The sequence below is a fragment of the Lysinibacillus sp. OF-1 genome (assembly GCF_028356935.1).
Lineage (GTDB): Bacteria > Bacillota > Bacilli > Bacillales_A > Planococcaceae > Lysinibacillus > Lysinibacillus fusiformis_D.
The window spans coordinates 3,395,810-3,416,954 of the sequence record NZ_CP102798.1 but is presented as its reverse complement, the minus strand read 5'-3'; the positions used below and the strand labels follow the sequence as shown (position 1 = coordinate 3,416,954).

The 21,145-nt window shown below is 38.0% G+C and carries 17 protein-coding genes; 16 read left to right on the top strand and 1 reads right to left on the bottom strand.

Features of this window, described 5'->3' with window-relative positions; translation table 11 throughout:
* The 16 genes from NV349_RS16740 to NV349_RS16665 all read left to right on the top strand — a co-directional run bounded on the left by NV349_RS16740 (window position 1) and on the right by NV349_RS16665 (window position 19,657).
* Entirely contained in the window at window positions 1–759 is a 759-nt protein-coding gene (locus tag NV349_RS16740; protein ID WP_271910675.1) for an ABC transporter ATP-binding protein, read from the top strand.
* Window positions 743–1,507, top strand: a complete 765-nt coding sequence (locus tag NV349_RS16735) for an ABC transporter permease (protein ID WP_271910673.1) — start codon at window positions 743–745, stop codon at window positions 1,505–1,507. The genes NV349_RS16740 and NV349_RS16735 overlap by 17 nt, the downstream gene beginning before the upstream one ends.
* Before the next feature lie 11 nt (window positions 1,508–1,518).
* Window positions 1,519–2,556 (top strand): methyltransferase, encoded by a 1,038-nt coding sequence (locus tag NV349_RS16730; protein ID WP_271910671.1) that lies wholly within the window; start codon window positions 1,519–1,521, stop codon window positions 2,554–2,556.
* A gap of 1 nt (window position 2,557) precedes the next feature.
* Complete coding sequence (locus NV349_RS16725; protein WP_271910669.1) at window positions 2,558–8,074, top strand: non-ribosomal peptide synthetase; 5,517 nt, start codon at window positions 2,558–2,560, stop codon at window positions 8,072–8,074.
* Window positions 8,058–9,182 (top strand): saccharopine dehydrogenase NADP-binding domain-containing protein, encoded by a 1,125-nt coding sequence (locus tag NV349_RS16720; protein ID WP_271910667.1) that lies wholly within the window; start codon window positions 8,058–8,060, stop codon window positions 9,180–9,182. The genes NV349_RS16725 and NV349_RS16720 overlap by 17 nt, the downstream gene beginning before the upstream one ends.
* Window positions 9,179–10,261, top strand: coding sequence for a Gfo/Idh/MocA family oxidoreductase (locus tag NV349_RS16715; RefSeq protein WP_271910665.1), 1,083 nt, complete (start codon window positions 9,179–9,181; stop codon window positions 10,259–10,261). The genes NV349_RS16720 and NV349_RS16715 overlap by 4 nt, the downstream gene beginning before the upstream one ends.
* On the top strand, window positions 10,252–11,022 hold the full coding sequence (locus NV349_RS16710; RefSeq protein WP_271910663.1) for a thioesterase II family protein: 771 nt from the start codon (window positions 10,252–10,254) through the stop codon (window positions 11,020–11,022). The genes NV349_RS16715 and NV349_RS16710 overlap by 10 nt, the downstream gene beginning before the upstream one ends.
* A gap of 229 nt (window positions 11,023–11,251) precedes the next feature.
* Window positions 11,252–12,217 carry an ornithine carbamoyltransferase gene (gene argF, locus NV349_RS16705; RefSeq protein WP_036121573.1) on the top strand — a complete coding sequence of 322 codons (966 nt, stop codon included), beginning with the start codon at window positions 11,252–11,254 and terminating at the stop codon, window positions 12,215–12,217.
* Between the two features lie 852 nt (window positions 12,218–13,069).
* On the top strand, window positions 13,070–13,966 hold the full coding sequence (locus tag NV349_RS16700) for a LysR family transcriptional regulator (RefSeq protein ID WP_036128277.1): 897 nt from the start codon (window positions 13,070–13,072) through the stop codon (window positions 13,964–13,966).
* 184 nt (window positions 13,967–14,150) lie between these two features.
* Window positions 14,151–15,479, top strand: coding sequence for an LLM class flavin-dependent oxidoreductase (locus tag NV349_RS16695; RefSeq protein ID WP_036128276.1), 1,329 nt, complete (start codon window positions 14,151–14,153; stop codon window positions 15,477–15,479).
* Between the two features lie 45 nt (window positions 15,480–15,524).
* Window positions 15,525–16,538: an LLM class flavin-dependent oxidoreductase gene (locus NV349_RS16690; protein WP_271910660.1), complete on the top strand. Its 1,014-nt coding sequence runs from the start codon at window positions 15,525–15,527 to the stop codon at window positions 16,536–16,538.
* A gap of 13 nt (window positions 16,539–16,551) precedes the next feature.
* Window positions 16,552–16,830, top strand: a complete 279-nt coding sequence (locus tag NV349_RS16685) for a glutaredoxin family protein (RefSeq protein ID WP_036128274.1) — start codon at window positions 16,552–16,554, stop codon at window positions 16,828–16,830.
* 20 nt (window positions 16,831–16,850) lie between these two features.
* The gene (locus NV349_RS16680; protein ID WP_058844327.1) at window positions 16,851–17,675 is read left to right on the top strand and encodes a transporter substrate-binding domain-containing protein; all 825 of its coding nucleotides are present in this window, start codon (window positions 16,851–16,853) and stop codon (window positions 17,673–17,675) included.
* Between the two features lie 23 nt (window positions 17,676–17,698).
* Window positions 17,699–18,403: an amino acid ABC transporter permease gene (locus NV349_RS16675; RefSeq protein WP_036128280.1), complete on the top strand. Its 705-nt coding sequence runs from the start codon at window positions 17,699–17,701 to the stop codon at window positions 18,401–18,403.
* 12 nt (window positions 18,404–18,415) lie between these two features.
* On the top strand, window positions 18,416–19,129 hold the full coding sequence (locus NV349_RS16670) for an amino acid ABC transporter permease (protein ID WP_036128272.1): 714 nt from the start codon (window positions 18,416–18,418) through the stop codon (window positions 19,127–19,129).
* 15 nt (window positions 19,130–19,144) lie between these two features.
* Window positions 19,145–19,657, top strand: a complete 513-nt coding sequence (locus tag NV349_RS16665) for a GNAT family N-acetyltransferase (protein WP_036128271.1) — start codon at window positions 19,145–19,147, stop codon at window positions 19,655–19,657.
* 46 nt (window positions 19,658–19,703) lie between these two features.
* Here the strand turns inward: NV349_RS16665 and NV349_RS16660 are convergent, their stop codons facing one another.
* Window positions 19,704–21,083, bottom strand: coding sequence for an FAD-binding oxidoreductase (locus NV349_RS16660; protein WP_036128270.1), 1,380 nt, complete (start codon window positions 21,081–21,083; stop codon window positions 19,704–19,706).
* Window positions 21,084–21,145: the final 62 nt, after the last annotated feature.

The following is a 21,145-nucleotide window of genomic DNA, read 5'->3' as shown; positions in this document are numbered from 1 at the left end:
ATGTATCAAATTCAGCATGTTGACTTAGCATACAAATCAGCCTCAGGTATGGTGAACGCTCTGCAAAATATTAGCCTTCATATATCTTTAGGTGAATGTGTAGCTATTGTTGGTGTCTCAGATAGCGGAAAATCCTCATTTTTAAATATTGTAGCTGGCTTGGAGAAACCGACTAAAGGAACCATTTATTTTGATGGTAAAGAACTGAAAGGACCACAGCAGGAGATAGCGATTATTTTTCAAAATTATGGCCTGTTTCCATGGAAAAGCGTGAAAGCTAACATAGCTCTCCCTTTAAAGCTTGCTAAACGCTCTAAGCAGGAAAGGGACAGGGACACACAATTAATTTTATCGCAATTGAATATTCACGATTTGCAGAACCGCTACCCTTTCCAACTATCTGGGGGGCAGCAGCAGCGGGTTGCCATCGGTAGGGCTTTAATTCAAAAACCAAAAGTCTTGTTAATGGACGAGCCGTTTTCTGCGTTAGATATTTTAACGAAGGAGCAATTCATGCAGACATTACAAACAATACGTCATGAAAGAAATTTAACCTTACTATTCGTGACACATAATATTGATGAAGCGCTGATGATGAGCGATCGAATTGTTGTATTTCACACGAATGGAAAAACAATTGCAGGAATTATTGAGAATGATTATCAAATAGAGGGGCGTCATCATCCTGCTTGCATGTATCGTCAGCAACAACGGATTAAACAATTATTAAAGGGAGAGCCCTGTGAAGAAGACATATAGTATAGTGATTGCTGCCATCATGATTATTTTATTATGGCATCTGTCTAGCATTGCATTAAATAAACCTTTTTTACCTTCTCCCTTTAAAGCAGGACTATCATTTTTAACAGTAGTAACAAACGGTGATTTAACACCACATTTTGTCATTAGTAGTTATCGAGTAGCTATTGGTATTGGCTGCGCTCTTTTATTAGCGATTCCTACAGGATTACTTATGGGATGGAATAACAAAATAGACCTCATATTAAGTCCTTTATTATATGTGCTCTACCCTATCCCGAAGGTTGTTTTTTTACCAATTATTCTTGTGTTATTTGGATTAGGCGATGCCCCAAAAATCATTTTAATTGCCTTTGTTCTTTATTTTCAATTAGTCGTAGTCATCCGTGATGCAGCGAAGGGAATTCCTTATGATCAGAAGCAAGTTATCCGGTCATTAAATGCTACAAAACTACAAACATTGTCTCATTTGACATTACCCTATTGCTTACCGAGTGTAATGACTTCTTTAAGGGCTTCATTAGGAACAGCATTAGCCATTCTATTTATAGCAGAAACTTTTGCATCTTTTAGCGGATTAGGATATTACATTTTAAATCGAATGGATAGTAGAGATTATCTAGCTATGTATGCAGGTGTGATAGGACTAGCTTTATTGGGTGGAGGGTTATATGCCCTTATTAATATTGCAGAAAACACTGCTTGTAAATGGTATAAATTGATGGCAGATAATAGCAGTAACCATTAAGGAGAAAAACTATGGATATACAAGGAAATATGATACGTTCAACGATTCAAGGCTTTTCTACATCTTATTTGCTCTATACAGCTTGTGAATTAGGAATATTTGATGCCTTATATCAAGAACGAAGACATGTATCGTTATTGGCAGAGGAATTAGCAATTGATGAAGACATACTCTTTCGTTTTATGAGACCATTAGTGGCTTTAAAGTATGTGAAAGAAGAAAAAAATTATTTTAATTTACTTCCTTTAGGGGAACGGTTGGCAGGACAAGCAAAGGATTCTTTAAAGGATTTTCTGCTATTTACAGGGAGACAAGCAATGCCTTATTGGTCAAAACTATGTGAGGCAATAAAAATGAACAAAATCCCATATCAATTAGTAGAGAAACAGCCTTATTTTCAAGCACAAATACAGCAAAACGAAAAATTTGAAGTGTTTCATAATATGATGAGTAAAACAAGTGAACAGCTTCAATTAGACACCTATTTCGCAGCAAAAAAGGATTGGCACTGTATCAAGACAATTATTGATATTGGTGGTGGATCTGGAGAGATAATTGTGAAATTTTTGGAATATTATCGCAATGCTCAAGGGGTTGTAATCGATTTACAACATGTTCAACAAAAGGCGGAGGAGAAGCTGGCACTTTACGGTTTCGATAGTCGATGTACGTTTCAGGCAGGAGATTTTTTTCGTGCAGTGCCACGGTCAGGTGATCTCTATATTCTATCGAGAATTCTCCATGATTGGGAGGATGAAGCAGCAATCACAATTTTACGTAATATTGCCGAAAGTATGAGTGAAAATTCTGCACTAACTATTATTGAAAAAATATTACCAGAGGTCATTGAAGGAAATGCCTCGCATTTATATATGACAGATTTAAATATTTGGACGATGTGCGGAGGCAAGGAAAGAACACAATCGCAGTTTGAAGCGTTATTCCATCAAAGCGGCTTAAAGATCAAAGCACTTTATCCATTAAAAGAAGATGACTATCTAATAGAAGTTGTCAAAAAGGACTTCGAATATCAGGAGGGCATATTATAATATGAAAAAATTAGTAGCAGAGTATCGCGAATTGGGCGTAAATCTTTGGGTAGAAGATGGGAAATTACATTTTAAGGCTCCAACTGGTGTACTTACACATGAACGGAAAGAGCGGTTACGACAGCATAAAGAGCAGCTTCTTGACTTTTTACAAAAAGAACACCAGCCAATCACCCATGACGCAGAAAGACGTTATGATTCCTTTCCACTTACAGATATTCAATCAGCCTATTTAGTAGGAAGAAGCGGCAATTATCATTACGGTGGAGTAGGCTGTAAAGTATATGCTGAACTAGTTGGTACTATTTTTGATCCTATACAGCTTGAAAAGGCATGGCATCATGTCATAAAGCGTCATGATATGCTTCGTGCGATAGTGCATCAGGAGGGCTATCAGCAAGTACTAGAAAATGTAGAGCTTCCAGCTTTACAGGTTATTGATTTAACAGAGGAAGCACCTGAAGCTGCGAATCAACGATTATTACAAGTAAGAAATGAGCTATCTGTTAAACAGTATGCTCCTGATAAGTGGCCATTGTACGACCTCGTCCTGACACAGCAAAAAAATCAAAGTACTGTTCATCTATCCATTGATATGTTAATTGCGGATTTTGTCAGTATCAATGTATTAATAGCTGAATTAGAACACTTTTATTATACAGAAAATACGCCATTACCAGCTTTAGACATTCAATTTAGAGATGTCATGACCCAACAATATGAACAAAAACATAATCGATCGGCAGCCTATGACATAGCTAAAAATTATTGGACTAGCCGTTTAGAGACTTTTCCAGAAGCGCCAGAGTTACCAGTTGTAAGTGACAAAATGGATAGTCATACCGTTCGTTTTGAACAATTTAATTTTTTATTACCGAAACACGAGTGGCAAAGTTTAAGTCAGAAGGCAAAAGAGCATCGACTAACACCATCTAGTATTATATTGACGGCTTTTGCTGAAATTATCGGTGTATGGTCAAAACAATCGCATTTTTGCTTGAATATTACGATGCTTAACCGTCCTACTATTCATGCTCAAATTCATGATATAGTTGGAGACTTTACAACGATTAATCTATTAGAAATATATGCAAAAAGAGATAGAGCTTTTTATGAGCATGCGGCTGAAATTCAACAGCAGCTCTGGACAGATTTAGAGTATCGGGATTTCTCAGGAATTGAGGTATTGCGTGAATTAAAGCGACAGCGCAATCGAGATGTTATTATTCCTGTTGTTTATACAAGCACATTAGGTGCTGAGGTAAATAGCCATATGTCTGATAATGAGCCTAAGTTGAAGTTAGCCTATAAAATTAGTCAGACCCCTCAAGTGTGGATTGATTGTCAAGTATCTGAACAACCAAATGGGGTATTGATAAATTGGGATGTACGAGAGGGCATTTTTCCAAATGGTTTAATGGATACTGCTTTTCAGTTTTTTGTGGATCACCTAACAAACCTGGCAAATAACAAGGGAGCGTGGACTGATAGCGATGTGATAGGCTTACCAGAAGCAATGCAAAAGGTTAGAAATGAAATAAAGAATACAACAGTTAATTTACCTAAAGGATTACTGTATGACAAAGTGCTAGATGCCATTACTCAATATCCTAAAAATAGGGCTGTTTATGCAGATGGCAAATATTTTACATATGAGGAGCTCGGTCGCTATGTATTTGCTATTCAACAGGCATTGCTGAAGGAAGGTGTACAGCAAGGGGATTTTGTAGCCATTGATTTACCGAAAGGGATTTGGCAAATTGCTGCTGTATTAGGAACATTAACAGCGGGTTGCGTGTATGTACCTTTAGAAAGAGAGCAACCGATTGCACGGAAGAAAGATATTATCAATGAATCGCAAATCACATTTATTTTAAGTCATAGTCATTCTAGTAAATTATACGAACAAGATGCTCTTTCTTTTATTAGTGTCGAGCAATTAAACGTTGTATCAGAAGCACAATTAGTTCCTGTACGTGTAGACGTTGAGCAGCCAGCTTACATTATTCATACATCAGGCAGTACAGGTAAAGCAAAAGGCGTTATTGTCAGTCATAAAGCGGCGCTAAATACAATAATGGATATAAATCAGCGTTTCCATGTAACAGAGCATGATCGAGTTTTAGCCATTGCTAATTTAGCATTTGATTTATCCGTATACGATATTTTTGGCTTATTAAGTGTTGGTGGTAGCATTATATTACCAGAGCATAAACGTCATAAAGATCCAAAACATTGGCTGGAACTTATAACATCTCAGCAGGTCACTATTTGGAATTCAGTACCAGCTCAAATGCAACTTCTTTCCGCTTATATGCAGGATACGACAACAACTCTTCATAACGTATTGCGTCTAGTATTTTTATCTGGTGATTGGATACCTGTTACATTACCTAAACAAATGGCACATTATTTTGAAGAAGCGCAATTTATCAGTCTTGGTGGAGCTACAGAAGCAGCCATCTGGTCTATTTATTATCCAATAGATATGAATACGGCTTATAAAAATAGCATTCCTTATGGTAAGCCATTGGCCAATCAAAATTTTTATGTGTTGAATAAGGAGCTAGAAGAATGCCCTGACTGGACAATTGGTGATTTATATATTGGAGGAGAGGGGCTTGCCACTGGCTATCTACACGATGAAAAAAATACTACAGCGAAATTTATAATCCATCCTTACACAGAAGAACGGTTATATGCCACTGGCGATTTAGGCAGATACCGACCAGATGGTGTGATTGAATTTTTGGGAAGAGAAGATACGCAAGTAAAAATTCATGGGCACCGCATTGAACTAAGCGAAGTTGAAAGCTCTCTACAACGGATGCAGCAGATAGAGCATGCTGCCGTAATTGCAAATAAGGATTCGGCAACAAAAGAATTTAGTATTTCAGCATTCGCGCAAGCAAGAAAAAATACAAATGAAGTCACAACCTTCGTTCCTTCAGACAAGTTAGCAGCTATAGTGAAGACTGCTGGAGATCGAGCAACTCATGCTGTAGATCGCGAGCTATTTGCACAATGGTCTACAATTTCCAATTGGACAGCCGTCCTAGATATTATGAAAACATTCCAGGACTTAGATATATTTATAGATGATCGAGAATTTTCTTTTAGTGAGATTCAGCAAATTGTGAAAGTTCATCCCTATTATCATCAGCTACTCAGACGATGGCTGAATGTGTTATGTAAAGAGAATCTTATTCAGCAAAATCCAGCTACGACAAACTATTATCTAATTCATACAGATTTACCGCACAATGCTTCAGCAATGTCTTGGCTACAATGGAGAGAAATTGAGGAAAAAATGCAATATGGTAAAAAGCTTGTGGATTACTTTGAGGATTCAAGTAAGCATCTTCTAGGTTTACTTCGGGGCGAAATAGATTCGTTAGATTTATTTTTCCCAAAAGGCAGCTTTGAGATTGCCTTAGCAGCATATAAAGACAATCTGATTAGTCGTTCATTAAATCAAGTGACGATTCAAGCTGTTCATACGATTATAGATGAATTTAGAGCGAGTTATCCAAATAAACCATTTCGAATTTTAGAAGTAGGAGCAGGCGTAGGTGGTGTAAGTTTAGAGTTAATACCGTCATTAGATCAAAAAAATGTAGAATATGTTTTTACAGATTTATCACAATTCTTTTTAAATGAAGCACGTAAATCATTTGAACCTTATAAGTGGGTTACATATGGTTTGTATGATATCAATCAATCCTACTGGTCTCAAGGAATTCAAGCATCTTCCTTTGACCTGATTTTATGTAATAATGTTTTACACAATGCTAAAAAAGCACCACAAGTGCTACAGGCTTTTAAGGAAATGACAGTGGAAGGTGGGGCATTGATCGTGGCGGATACAACAGGGGAAAACTATTCCCTCCTTACATCGATGGAATTTCATGCGGGTCTAAATGATTTTGAAGATTTTCGTAAAGACAATGATCAAGTATTTTTTAATCGTGAACAGTGGCATGAGTTATTTGCAGCAGCACAAATGGAGATAGCAGGTGTATATCCTACCCCAAATGATCCATTATCAGCAGCCAATCAGGCAGTATTTGTTGGTCAGTTTAGAGGTGAACGCAAGCGAATTTATGCGAGTGAGATTCAACAATATTTAGAAGAACAATTACCAGCATATATGCTCCCAGCGCATATTGAAGTACTCCGTGAATTACCGTTATCTGAAAATGGTAAAGTGGATCGTGGTGCGTTACAAAGTCGCTTAGAAGCATCTAATCCATTTATTGCACAATCTGGAGAATCCCCACAAAGCGATTTAGAGAAAAGAATTGCAGCTATCTGGGCAAAGGCATTAAATCGAGAAAGTATTTGGCGTAATGAAAACTTCTATCAAGCAGGTGGTGATTCATTACTAGTGGCACAAATTGTGGCCGCCATGAGAGATACACTACCAGAGGTGAAGCATTGGGAGTGGGATCAATTAATGGTAGAGATTTTACAAACACCAACCATTGCAGAGATTGCAGAAAAGATAAGTCACTCAGTGGAAAATCATCAAACAGTGCAGGATGAAACTACTTCAGATAAGAAACCGTCTTTCGTTATTTTAGCTGAAGGTGAAATGGGCGGTAACATGAAAGTTCTATTTCATGATGGAACAGGGACACTTACACCATACAATCAATTGCTCCCTTATTTAATAGAAGAATCTAATCGCAAAGATACGATAGCAGGGTTTATTTTTGGCGATGAAGCAGATTATTTAGCCTATCCATCTGAATCACTCATTCAAAGTTTAGGGCAAAAATATGCCAAACAATTGTTAGAGCTAAATGCTGCAAGCTATGAACTGATAGGATACTGCATGGGTGGACTTATCGCTATTGAAACAGCAAAGGTGTTACTTGCAGAGGGTGTTCAAGTTGAACCGGTCATAACTATAGATACTACGCCGTGTGATGCCAAGCTTCGAAATGATTTATTAATGGAAAGAACATTTGGTTTATTAATAGGTGCAGATCTTGAAAAAAGCGGTCATGCTGTTGACGATGAATTACTCAAAAAAGCATTACAAGATTTAATCAAAAAAGAAACGAACATGATTACGATTGAAGATTTATGTGAACTAACGGGAGAGTTCACACCAGTTGCACACTGTTATCAAAAGCTTGCTAGTAAGTCACCTGAACAAAGATTGGTAGATTTATATACGACTGTTCCAGCTTTGCAGGGTGATATTTCTGCCTATCAAAAACAGCGAATGGAAACGCTATATCAAATTTTCTGTCAAAGCTTTAAAGGTGTTGTATCGTATGGAACAGAGCCTTTCATGGGAGATGTAGCTGCATTTAGCTGTATCGATAAAACGTCATCCTTTTTACCAGTCATGGGTACAAGAAATGAAGAATTTTGGAAAGAGATTACATTTGGTCACTTGAATATTATACCTATAAATGGCAATCACATTACCTGTTTACAAGAGCCATATGTGAAAGAGACTGCTCATTTACTGCTTAAAGGAGTTAGTCATGAACCATCAATTTAAAATAGGAATTATTGGCTACAGTGGATCCGTTGGACAAGCAGCTGTACGATTTTTAAAGGATAAATATCCACTACGCTGTGGTAGTAGAAGTGGCAATAAAGAACATGCTCACTCACATGAATATATAGATTATAGGCAAGTAGATATATATGACCAAGAGGCGCTAGAGACATTTTGTACAGGATGTACAATTGTATTAAATTGTGCAGGCCCATCGTATAGCATTATTGATAGAGTAGCACAGGCTACAAAAAAAGTGGGAGCCCATTATGTTGATGCATTTGGTGCCGATTTGTTGGAAAAAAAATTTATGCAGCAGGAGCTAACGAATATCATGATTCTTTCAGCAGGAAGTTTTCCCGGTTTATCTGGGATTCTTCCTCGTTTATTAGCTCAAGAAGGGTTTGATCAAATAGAGAAAGTAATCGGCTATGCAGGTGGTGAAGAAACATATAGTAAAGGAGCAGCTGCTGATTTAATGCTTAGCTCCATTTATGGATTTGGCACAGCGAATGCCTTTTATAAGAATAAAGAAATAGTACGAGATACTGTACAGCCAGAAAAAATAAATGTCACCATTTATGGTGAGGAAAAAGAAATCTATACTCAAAGGTATATAACAAATGAAACAATCCGCCTCGCAAAAAAGCTACAGATAACTGAAGCACATTGGTATAATATGTATCCAAATAAAGCTGTTTTTTCATTATTACAACAAGCATGTATACGATTGGCGATGAAAAATACATCAGAACATTTACATCAAATTATAGATGAATTGATGGAAAGACTCACTGTATTCCCTGTGCGGCAAACATGGTACACCGTTATCATTGAAATGATTGGAAAGTATCAGCAACAGCCAATACGACGAAAAGCTCAATTACTTAGTCAAAATAGCTTTATGATTAGTGGCATTATTTGTGCATTATCTGTAGAAGCAATTATAGAAGGAATGGTGCACGAAAATGGTGTTTATTGGGCATATGACGTATTAAACCCTACTATTGTGATGCGAGAATTGCGTGTGCAGGGTGCGATAGAAGATTTTAGCATCACTTCACATTCAGAAAATCATGTAAGCTTGTTGGAAGAAGGGCTATTATGAGACCGTTAAGGGTAGTGGTTTGTGGTACGAAATTTGGAGCGTATTATGTGCAGGCAATTTTAAACTTACCATCTCATTATAGGCTTGTAGGTATTTTATCTAAAGGTAGTAAACAGTCGGAAGAGCTTGCTAATACATTTAATGTACCGCTTTACACCGATGTGGATGAAATAACAAATGAGCAGGTGGATGTTGCCTGTGTTGTTGTTAAATCGACTATCGTGGGTGGAGCAGGGACAAGCATTGCACAAGCGTTTTTAGAAAAAGGTATACATGTTATTCAGGAGCATCCAGTGCATGAAGATGATTATTTAAAGCTAATTAAAAGTGCGAAAGCTGGTAATTGTAAGTATCACTTGAATAGTTTTTACCCAAATGTTGATGCCGTATATGCCTTTTTACAAACAGCGCAAACATTAAGAGAAGCCAGCGACATTATTTATTTAGAGGCGGCGTGTAGTATCCAAGTATTATTTCCAATGCTTGATATTATCGGACAAGCACTTGGGGGCTTACAAACTTGTACACTTGAACCAATTAATAATCATACAGAGCATGAACCCTTTTATACGCTATCTGGACAAATCCGGGATATTCCAGTGACGTTACGCATTTTCAATCAAATGGATTTAGCTAATCCAGAAAGTAATATTTATTTGTTGCATAGAGTGATTTTAGGAACGAACAGAGGAACATTGTATCTACCAGACCCGCATGGATCAGTACACTGGATGCCATGTATGAGCTCATCATTAAACGAGTCAACTATATTTAATAAGAAAAGAGACAATAAATTCTTAAGCTATCCGGTTGAGGAGATTGTCTTTCCTGCACAAAATACGAGCTTTGAAGATTTATATATAAAGGTATGGCCAAAAAGTGTTGAACGCTCTCTTATAACATTTTCAGAAGAAATTTGGAGTCGTTCTTACTTCAATCAAACAACACAATATTATTTAACAGCTTGTAAATTATGGAATAATATTGGGAAGAAAATGGGGCCGTCCCAAAAAGTCTGTATACAGGAACGAGAGCCGTTAAGAATGAGGGATATTAAGGGAGAAAAAGAATGGATATGATGAATGTGAAAAAATGGTTTCCTTTTGTGAAAGCGTTAGATTATGGTCATCCTTGTAAGCTTTTTTGCTTTCATCATGCTGGTGGCAGTGCAGCCATTTTTAAAAATTGGAAAACATGGGAGAGGAACTTAGCTGTCTTTCCGATCGAGCTACCTGGAAAGTCAACAAGAATAAAAGAACAGTACATGACAAATTATCATGATGTCATACCACAAATTGCAGAGGCTATTCATCAAGTGACAAGCCAAACACGAATTTATTTTTATGGTCATAGCATGGGAGCTATTCTTGCATTTAAGACAGCCTGTTTGTTAGAAGAAAAATATAAGAAAAAGGTGAATTTATTAATAGTAGCTGGCCGCCATGCCCCACAGGATGATTTTCCTGATGACTATCAAACAACGATGGACGATAGTGAGCTCATTCAAGAGTTAAAAAGAGTAGGTGGTACACCGAATGAATTGTTAGAAAATGAAGAAGTGCTGCAATATATTTTACCTATTGTAAAAAATGATTATCGCTTGAATGAGTCGTTTGATTATCAAGATGAATTATTCCATGGTCCGATTCTTGCACATTGTGGAACGAATGATCCTGATGCACCAGCATGTAATGTGAAAAATTGGCAAGTTGTCACGACTAATACCTTTCATTTGAAAGAGTTTTCCGGAAGTCACTTTTTCCCATATGAAAATAAACAGGATTATTATAAGGAGTTAGAACAGAGTTGTCAGGAAAACACCTGTCATATGAGTTATTAGTTACGCAAAGAATATATAAAGGATACCTTAAAACGGAGGTATCCTTTTTGTGCTTTAAAAGATTAGTATAGATGAATCTTAATGTATGCATAAATATTCTATATGGCGAATTTTTGTCACATTTAAAGTCTCGTGCTTACTAATTGAAATAAATTATAAAAATTCAGTTGATTTTATATTTATGCATGATATACTAATTTCAACAGCAACGATGTAAGGAGCGAAGGCGATGAAATTACTCGAAGAAGTACAGTTGAAGTTAGTATCTAGTTTAAAAGGAAAAGATCTTCTAACATTGCTAGACTATACAAGTCAAGAGGTTCAAGAACTGATTGAACTAGCAACACAGCTAAAAATGATTACAAAAGAGGGAAAATGTCCAAGATTATTAGAAGGTAAAACACTTGGCATGATTTTTGAAAAACATTCAACTCGTACACGTATTTCATTTGAAGTTGGCATGAATCAATTAGGTGGGAAAAGTATGTTTATGCATGCGCGCGATTTGCAAATTGGTCGTGGTGAATCGATTTATGATACAGCACATGTATTATCTGGTTATTTAGATGGGATTATGATTCGTGCAAATTCTCACGCGATGGTCAAGGAGCTTGCAGAGCATGCAGCTATTCCAGTCATCAATGGACTAACGGATATTTATCATCCTTGTCAGGCATTAGCGGATTTAGAAACGATTGCAGAAAATAAAGGCTTTTTAAAAGGGCTTAAAATTGCCTATGTAGGCGATGGCAATAATGTAGCGCACTCACTAGTCGTAGCTTCTGCACATGTCGGCATGAATGTCGCTGTGGCAACACCAGCTGGGTATGAGTGTGATGCGCAAGTAATCGCCAAAGCACAGGCGATTGCATCGGCAAATGGCAGTACGATTACGATCACAAATGATCCTGTTGAAGCTGTGTTAAATGCAGATGTGGTTTATGCAGATGTTTGGACATCCATGGGTCAAGAGGAAGAAGCGGCTAAACGTTTACAAGACTTTGCTGGTTATCAAATTAATGATGAGCTAGTTGCCTACGCAAAACCAAATTATATGTTCTTGCATTGCTTACCAGCACATCGTGAGGAAGAGGTGGCAACATCAGTTATTGATGGACCTAATTCTTATATCTTTGAACAAGCCGAAAATAGACTACATGCACAAAAAGCCGTACTGGCATCGATTCTTGCTTAAATTTGGACATATGCTTCTCGAGTTGAGAAGTACGATAAAAAGAGTTTACTTGCGCAGCAGAGGATGTTCAAGTGAATAACATAACAGTGGTAGCGCAGACAGAGGGCTGTAAACCACGCGCGATGTTTGTTGTCAAGATGGATGGCGACATCGCTACATAGTAAAGTAACCCAGGAGACGCTAGGTTACTTTCATGTTGTTGAAAAAAGGTGATATCAATAGCAGAAAAACCAACTTTGCAAGGTGAGAGGTTGATGTCCGTTCCGCCAGCGTCCTTTCCAGGGGGCGTCCGATGAGCCGCTTCACTCACTGCGTTCGCTCCAGGGTCTCCTCTGTGACGCTAAATCCCCTAGGAGTGACGCTGGCTCCACTCCAATCAACCATTCTGCAAAAGTGTCTTTTCCTGAACAAAATAGCCCATTATTTATATTATTAAGAAAGGATAGCCTCTTACTTTCAATGTGGAGAAGTGATGTGTGCCAACACCCCTCCATAAAAGAGTAGTGAATACCTTCACTTTTTTGCTAAAAAGTTAACATTTTATTTTATGGATTGGAGTGGAAGGCTACTTGACTCCCGTGGGAATAGCGAGACGGGCGAGCCCCTGCACGGAGGAAGCGGCTCGGCGCTCGCCCACAGGAAAGCAAGTAGCCTGCAACGGAAATCCTTTTTCACCTTTCACATAAATTCTATGGATGGTTTTGTTTTTCAACACTATGAAAGTAACCTAGGAGACGCTAGGTTACTTTTTCTTTTGATAAAAATTAAAAACATAGTTTTCCAATAAATTATAGAGAATATAAAGAATTATTTATATAATAGGATAAATAAGTATGAAGGGGTGAACTTCTCGTGAATATAGACCATATCGAGGCATTTTTATATGTTGTCCATTACAAAAGTACCCATAAGGCAGCCAATGCGTTGTTTCTCTCACAGCCGACTGTGACAGCACGAATCAAATCGTTAGAGAGGGAGCTTGGTGTTGAATTGTTTTACCGAGATGGACGAAGTGTGAGCGTATCGGAGAAAGGAAAAGACTTTATACCGTTTGCTACACAAATTGTCCAAACGTTTCAGCAAGGAAAGAAGCAATTAGAGGAAACACAGGAAACAGATGAAGTATGTATTGGGGCAAATGGGGTGACAGCACAGTATTTCTTAGCCTATGCATTGCCAAAATGGAAAGAGCAATTTCCTTATTTGCGATTTCAACTAATTACAGGTTCAACTACTATGATTTTAGAAAAGTTACAAAGCCATCAAATCCATCTAGGTCTTATTCAATATGTGCATCGAGATGGCATCAGTAATGAGCTATTATTAAACAATGCGGTGAAACTTGTGAAACATCGTGATCATCTATTACAACAACGTGAACGCATGCAAGCAAAGGAGTTAGCCCAACAGAAAATGGTGTTTTTTGAATGTGGAGCGTTTGATTGGAATTATGTGCATAAAATGTTTGAGATAGAGGGTGTGACAGCCAATATTGAAGTACGTACGGATCATTTAGAAGTTGCCAAGGAATTTATTCGGACAAAGAACTATATTAGCTTTTTACCACATCTTTGCGTCAAAAAGGAGCTCGAAAGCGGTGAATTTGTGGAGATAGACGTCAAGCATTTATTGGATATGAATCAACACATATTTTTAACCTATAAAGATAAAGAGGTGTTGACGACAGCCTTTTGGCAGACAATCTGTGAGACCGCTAAGCAATTTGAAAGCATGCAAGAAAGGCATTGATTAAATATTTTTTCAGAACTTAAAATTTTTTCTATTACGTAGCCTATTGCATATTGTCTAAAGGAACTGTAATATCATTTTCAATCCAAATTTATTTATGAATTAGCATAAATAAAAAATTTTTAAACAAAAACATACTTAACCACTAAGTTTAGTAAATAATAAGGATTGAGGAGGAATTGACATGGCTAGACAGGATAAAATTCGATTTGGGGCCATCATTCATGGAGTGGGGGGCAATATTTCTAGTTGGCGTCATCCAAAGGTAGCGAGTAATCAAAGTGTAAGCTTGCCTTTTTATATTCAGCAGGCTCAGAAGGCAGAGCAAGGGAAATTTGATGTAGCATTTATTGCAGATGGTTTATTTATTAATGAAAAATCCATCCCTCATTTTTTAAACCGCTTTGAGCCGATTACAATTTTATCAGCATTGGCTGTAGCGACGAAGAATATTGGCTTAGTTGGAACCGTTTCAACTTCCTATAGCGAACCATTTACAGTGGCAAGACAATTTGCTTCATTAGATCATATTAGTGCGGGGCGTGCAGGCTGGAATGTAGTAACTACTCCATTAGAAAGTACTGCTTTGAACTACAATAAAACAATCGACCAACATCCTAACCATGCAGAGCGTTATCAAATTGCGGAAGAATATTTAGAGGTTGTCAAAGGCTTATGGGACTCTTGGGATGATGATGCATTTATTGCTGACGTTGACAATGATCAATTTTTTGATCCAGAAAAATTACACATTTTACATCATAAAGGGACCTATTTTTCAGTTCAAGGTCCACTCAATATTGGACGGTCAAAACAAGGTCAGCCTGTTATTTTCCAAGCTGGGTCATCAGATGCAGGCATTCGATTGGCCGCCAAGGATGCAGATGCTATTTTTACACATGGTGCATCAATTGAAGAGGCGCAAACATTTTACAGAAGAGTAAAAACAGAGGTGGCAGCATTTGGGCGTAATCCAGATGAAGTAAAAATCTTCCCAGGAATTTCACCTATTATTGGCGATACAGTGGAGGAAGCAGAGGCAAAATATCAAGAAATCGTTGAACTAGTTTCCATAGACCGTGCACTTGCTTATCTTGGGCGTTATTTCGACCATCATGATTTTACTCAGTATGATGTGAATGCTCCGTTTCCTGAACTAGGTGACATTGGAGCCAATAGCTTTAGAAGTACAACTGATTATATTAAACGATATGCTAAACAAGAGGGTCTTACATTACGTCAGGTTGCTTTACGTGAAGCTACACCTAAAACAGCCTTTTTTGGGACAGCTGAGCAGGTAGCGGATCTAGTACAGAAATGGTTTGAAAAGGAAGCGGCAGATGGCTTCATCATTGGTGTGACAGTGCCTGGTGCTCTTGAAGATTTTGTGGATAAGGTCGTGCCTATTTTACAAGCAAGAGGACTTTATCGTAAAGACTATGAGGCAGAAACACTGCGTGGGAATTTGGGGTTACCATTCAAAGAAAGTCGCTATGTCACACAGTCTGTCTAAAAACCTAGTAAATTTATTCGAATAAAAGAAATTAGGAGGCATTATATGAGCTATACATTAGGCATATTAGATCAAAGTCCGATTATCGAGGATGCAACAAACGAACAAACTTTGCAAAAAACAGTGGCACTTGCACAAAAAGCGGAGCAGTTGGGTTACTCACGTTTTTGGGTGTCGGAGCACCATCATACAGAAACATTAGCAGGTTCCTCGCCAGAAGTATTAGTTTCCTATTTATTGGCAAAGACAAAATCCATTCATATCGGGTCAGGTGGTGTGATGCTACAACATTACAGCCCATACAAGGTGGCAGAAAACTTCCATGTACTGGCAGCGTTGGAGCCAGGACGAGTGGATTTAGGTATTGGAAAAGCACCAGGTGGTTTACCTCTTTCCACAAAGGCATTACAATATGGCACGCTCAATCAGGGGGACGATTTTGAAGATAGACTAACATTTTTACAGCAATTAATGGAGCAATCAATACCAAAAGAGCACGAATTATATGGTATACAAGCAACGCCGATTCCGAAGATAAAGCCAACATTATTTTTACTCGGTGCTAGCCCAGAAAGTGCTGCTCTTGCAGGAAAACTCGGCATTGCATTTGTCTTTGCTCGATTTATTAATAGTGACAATGATGTATTAGCGCAAGCAGCACGTATCTATCGTGAGTATAATGCCAGTGGCCACTTCGCCATATCAATCGCAGCCATTGCAGCTCCAACCAAAAAGGAAGCAAAGGAATTGATTGGGGATCAAAAAATTACGAAGGTGCATTTAGCGAGTGGTAGAACACTGACATTACAATCCATAGAGCTAGCTGAAAAATTTGGTCAAGAGTCTGGAGAGGCGTATACAGTCAAACAATATGAGGCAGATATTGTCTATGGATCGCCTAAGGATATTAAAGCAATATTAGATGATTTTCATGTTCAATATCAGGTAGATGAATTCATTTTGCATACTCCTGTATTGAAGGAGTTTGAACGTAAACGCTCATTCGAACTATTAAGTCCAGTTAATTTACAGCTACAGCAAAAAGTGGCAGTCAGCTAAGGAGGTCATCATCATGACAAAAAATGTAGAGATAATTGTTTGGTCGAAACAAGGTTGTAGTTATTGCGAGGATATAAAAGCGTATTTACAGGAACAACGAATAGCATACAAAACGGTGGATGTCACGTCGAATGATACGTTCCGCGACATCCTTGAAATAAAATATGGTGTTCGATATGTACCTGTTGTAGAAATTGGATCAAGTGAAACGGGTATCTATCAAGCTGTAACAGAAATAGGTTTAGAACACCTGCAGAAGGCACTTGCTGTGAGCTTACCCTCACATGCATAACAGAAGGAATGAGGGATTTTATGAAAAAAATATCGTTTTATCTACTATTTGTACTAGCGGCACTATTAACAGCCTGCGTAAGCTCAGAAAAATCAGATGGAGATGCGAGTGCTCAAAATACAGCACAGGGTGGGAAAGATGTTCAAAAAATCATTGTAGGTACGGGGACACAGTTTCCAAACATCTGCTTTTTAGATGATAAAGGCAATTTAACGGGCTATGACGTGGAGCTTGTTCGAGCAATTGATGAGAAGCTACCAGAATATGAATTTGAGTTTAAAACAATGGAATTTTCCAATTTATTACTAAGTTTAGAGACAGGGAAAATTGATTTTATTGCCCATCAAATGGAAGTCAATAGTGAACGACAGGAGAAGTTTTTATTCAATAAAGAGCCGTATAATGTCTTCCCATTAAAGGTGACAGTGAATGAGAAAAATAAAGAAATTCAATCCGTTGAGGATTTGAAAGGGAAGAATGTCAGTGTTTCACCAACGAGTAACTCCGCTGTTTTTATTGAAAAATATAATAAAGAGCATAATTTAGGAGCGAATATCGTCTATTCTTCTGGTTCAGTAGATGTCAATAATCAACTGGCTACAGGTCGTATTGATGCCATTATTACAACACCGTTCGCAGTCAGATACTATAACGAGAGCAATGAAGCACAACAAAAGGTTGTAGGTGACGCATTATTAAATTCAAAAGTATACTTTTTACTCAATAAAGATGAAGTGACATTACAGGAGCGTTTAGATGAAGCTATCGTTGAATTAAAGAAAGAGGGAGTGGTAAGTGAACTTAGTAAAAAATGGTTAGGTGATGATTACACAGTAGACTTCTAATGACAGGAAAGGAAGGCGGAAGTATGGAAAATAACTTTGATGTCATGCTCATTGCGAAGATCATTCCAACATTGCTTCAATATTTACCAGTAACATTTGAAATACTACTATTCTCCATACTTTTTGGTATGGTACTAGGGATTGTGCTAGCCATACCGAAGCTACTTCACATACCCGTATTGAAGCAGATCATCACGGTCTATATATCCTTTATTCGTGGAACCCCTATTTTAGTGCAGTTGTTCTTAGTATTTTACGGCATACCTGCATTGCTAAAATTGATTCATATTGACGTTACTCGCATGGATGCGATGTATTTTGTCATTATTACCTACACACTAAGCAATGCGGCAGCCTTTGCCGAAATATTTCGTGCTGCTATTTTAACCGTTGACCGAGGACAAATGGAGGCTGCCTATTCAGTAGGCTTAAATGGAACACAGGCTTTTATGCGCATTGTTTTCCCACAGGCAATTCGTGTTGCTTTTCCAAATATAGCAAACACGATGATTAGTTCATTAAAAGATACATCACTAGCGTTCTCTATTGGCGTAATGGATATGGTTGGACGTGGAGAAACCTTGATTGCTTCAACGACACGAGCGTTTGAAATCTATGTAGCATTGTCTATTGTTTACTATATTATCGTGATCGTGCTGGAAAAACTATTTAAGTTCAATGAACGCTATTTTAATCGTTATATGCCAAAGGAATTGGCTTCACAATAGGGGGAATATAGTATGACCATTGATCTGGCTTTTATAGTAGAAGCCTTACGAGAAATTAGTAAAGTAATACCTTTAACCTTATTCATGACCATTACACCTGTTTTATTAGGTATTGTTATAGGGATAATCGTCGCTTTTGTTCGCATTAAACAAATAAAATTTATTGCGCCTATACTTAATTTTTATGTCTCTTTTTTTAGAGGCACGCCCATTATTATGCATATCATGCTCGTTTATTTTGGCTTGCCAATGCTAGTGGATATGATGGCAAGTACTTTACAGTTAAAGATACAATCAAGCACCATTCCTATATTATTTTTTGTCATACTCGCCTTAACACTTAGTGCGGGAGCTTATGCTTCTGAAATTATTCGCTCAGGAATATTAAGTGTACCGAAAGGACAATTAGAAGCAGCCTATGCGATTGGTTTAACATTTACTCAAGCGATGCGACGTTATATCTTACCGCAAGCATTTGGGCAGTCTATTCCGAATTTGACAAACGTCTTTATTGGCTTTTTACATGCCACATCCTTAGCATTTTTTCTATCTATTAAAGAGTTGACTGGTGCTGCGAATATCGTTGCTTCTGTGAATTTAAAGTTTTTAGAGTCATTTATTGCTGTGGGAATCATTTATTGGGGAATATCAATTGTGGCAGAATGGATCTCACATCGCATTGAAAAAAGAGTAACCGCCTATCGTAAGGGTGGCTTTTCATCATAGAAAGGGGAAACTAGCATGACAGTAGCTGACATTGTGATTGAACATTTACAAGAGGAAGATTATGAACGCTATCTTGAGGTTTTAGTCGAGAGCTATGAGCAATACGAAAAAGACTATCAGGACCCTGAACATTGGCAGTCATATTTAAGTGATATCCGTGCTTCAGTCGGCAATCCGAACGCAGAAACAATTCTTGTAGCAAAGCGTGGTGAGGAGATAGTAGGAGGGCTACAAATATTTACTGATGCGGAAAAAGCATATGGCTTGCCAGAGCTGAATATTCAATCTACGATCGTACGCTTGTTAGGCGTACATCCGAAAGGGAGAGGGCAAGGGGTCGCTAAGAAATTATTACACGAAAGTTTTGCCTTTGCCAGAAAGAGACAGGATAAGGCTCTTTATTTACATTCAGGTGATATCATGCAGGCTGCTATTAATCTTTATTTATCTCTAGGCTTTGTACGAGACGAGTCAAAGGAATTTTATAAGGGCGACATTTTAGTCAAGAGCTTCCGCTATGATTTATAAACATAAACCCGCTGATGACATAGTCATTCAGCGGGTTTATCGTTAGTTATAGGGTGAAAATTTTTCCTGGATTCATAATGTTATATGGATCGAGTGCTGCTTTTATACTTTTCATGACAGCTAAAGAGGTACCGTGCTCAGTAGCTTGATATTTCATTTTGCCAATGCCAACACCATGTTCACCTGTACATGTACCACCCCGAAGTAAAGCATATTGAACAATCTGTTCATTGAAGCGATCTGCTTTTGCCTGCTCCTCTATGTCATTAGGATTTAACATTAGTAGTGCATGGAAATTTCCATCGCCCACATGTCCGACAATCCCGCCTGCAAGACCAATATGATCGAGCTGCTCACGCGCATACAAAATGGTTTCTGCAAGCATGGAGATTGGTACACAGACATCTGTTGACATAAGCTTTTTCCCAGGGTAAGCATGAATATACGCATAGGCTAAGGAATGACGTGCTTCCCAAAGCTTGTTACGTGCCGCATTATCTTGTTCAAATTCAACGGATAGACAGCCGAAGTCCTCAAAAATTTCTGTAGCAAATGCTATATCTGCATGCATACCTGCTTCATTTCCGTGAAATTCTAAAAATAATGTTGGTTTTTCGCTATAGGAAGTATCGTTATAGATATTGGCTTGTTTCATAGAGGCTTCATCAACTAATTCCACTCGGCCGATTGAAATGCCTACCTGTAATAAAGCAGTGACGGCACAGACAGCATCGCCTACTGTGTCAAAAACTGCGCGTCCTGCTGTTACAAATTCAGGTATACCGTAGACTTTCAATATTAACTCTGTAAAGCAGCCAAGTGTCCCTTCTGAGCCTACAAATAGACCGTTGAGATGATAACCAGAAGAGGACTTCGCGGCTAAATTACCAGTATGGATGACGGAGCCGTCTGCAAGTACAACCTCTAAATCACGAACTTGATCCCGCATAACACCGTAACGTACTGCGGTTGTACCACTAGCATTCGTTGCTGCCATGCCACCTAATGTTGCATCTGCACCTGGATCTACTGTGAATTGTAGACCGTGCTTTTTTAATTCCTTATTCAATTGAGAACGTGTGACCCCAGGCTGTACTTTTACAAGAAGGTCATCAGGTCGAACTTCTAAAATAGCATTCATTTCAGAGAAGTCGATGGAAATACCATGTGCAATAGGAATTGCATTTCCTTCTAGGCTGGAGCCAACACCAAATGGTACAACTGGTACACGTTGTGCATGTGCAATTTTTAAAACGGCACTGACATCTGCTGTGGAGCGTGGAAAAACAACGATATCAGGTAGGCTCACGGCATGATGAGATTCATCCTTCCCATGTAGCTGTCGTACCGTTTCGTTTGTTGACACTTGTTCTTCTAATAATACCTGTTTGAGTTGATTGACAAGTAATTCTACTGCAACAGTCATTCCAATCCCTCCAAATTTTCTGATAAATAAAACTTTATCACGCATTTATTGGAAATGGAATG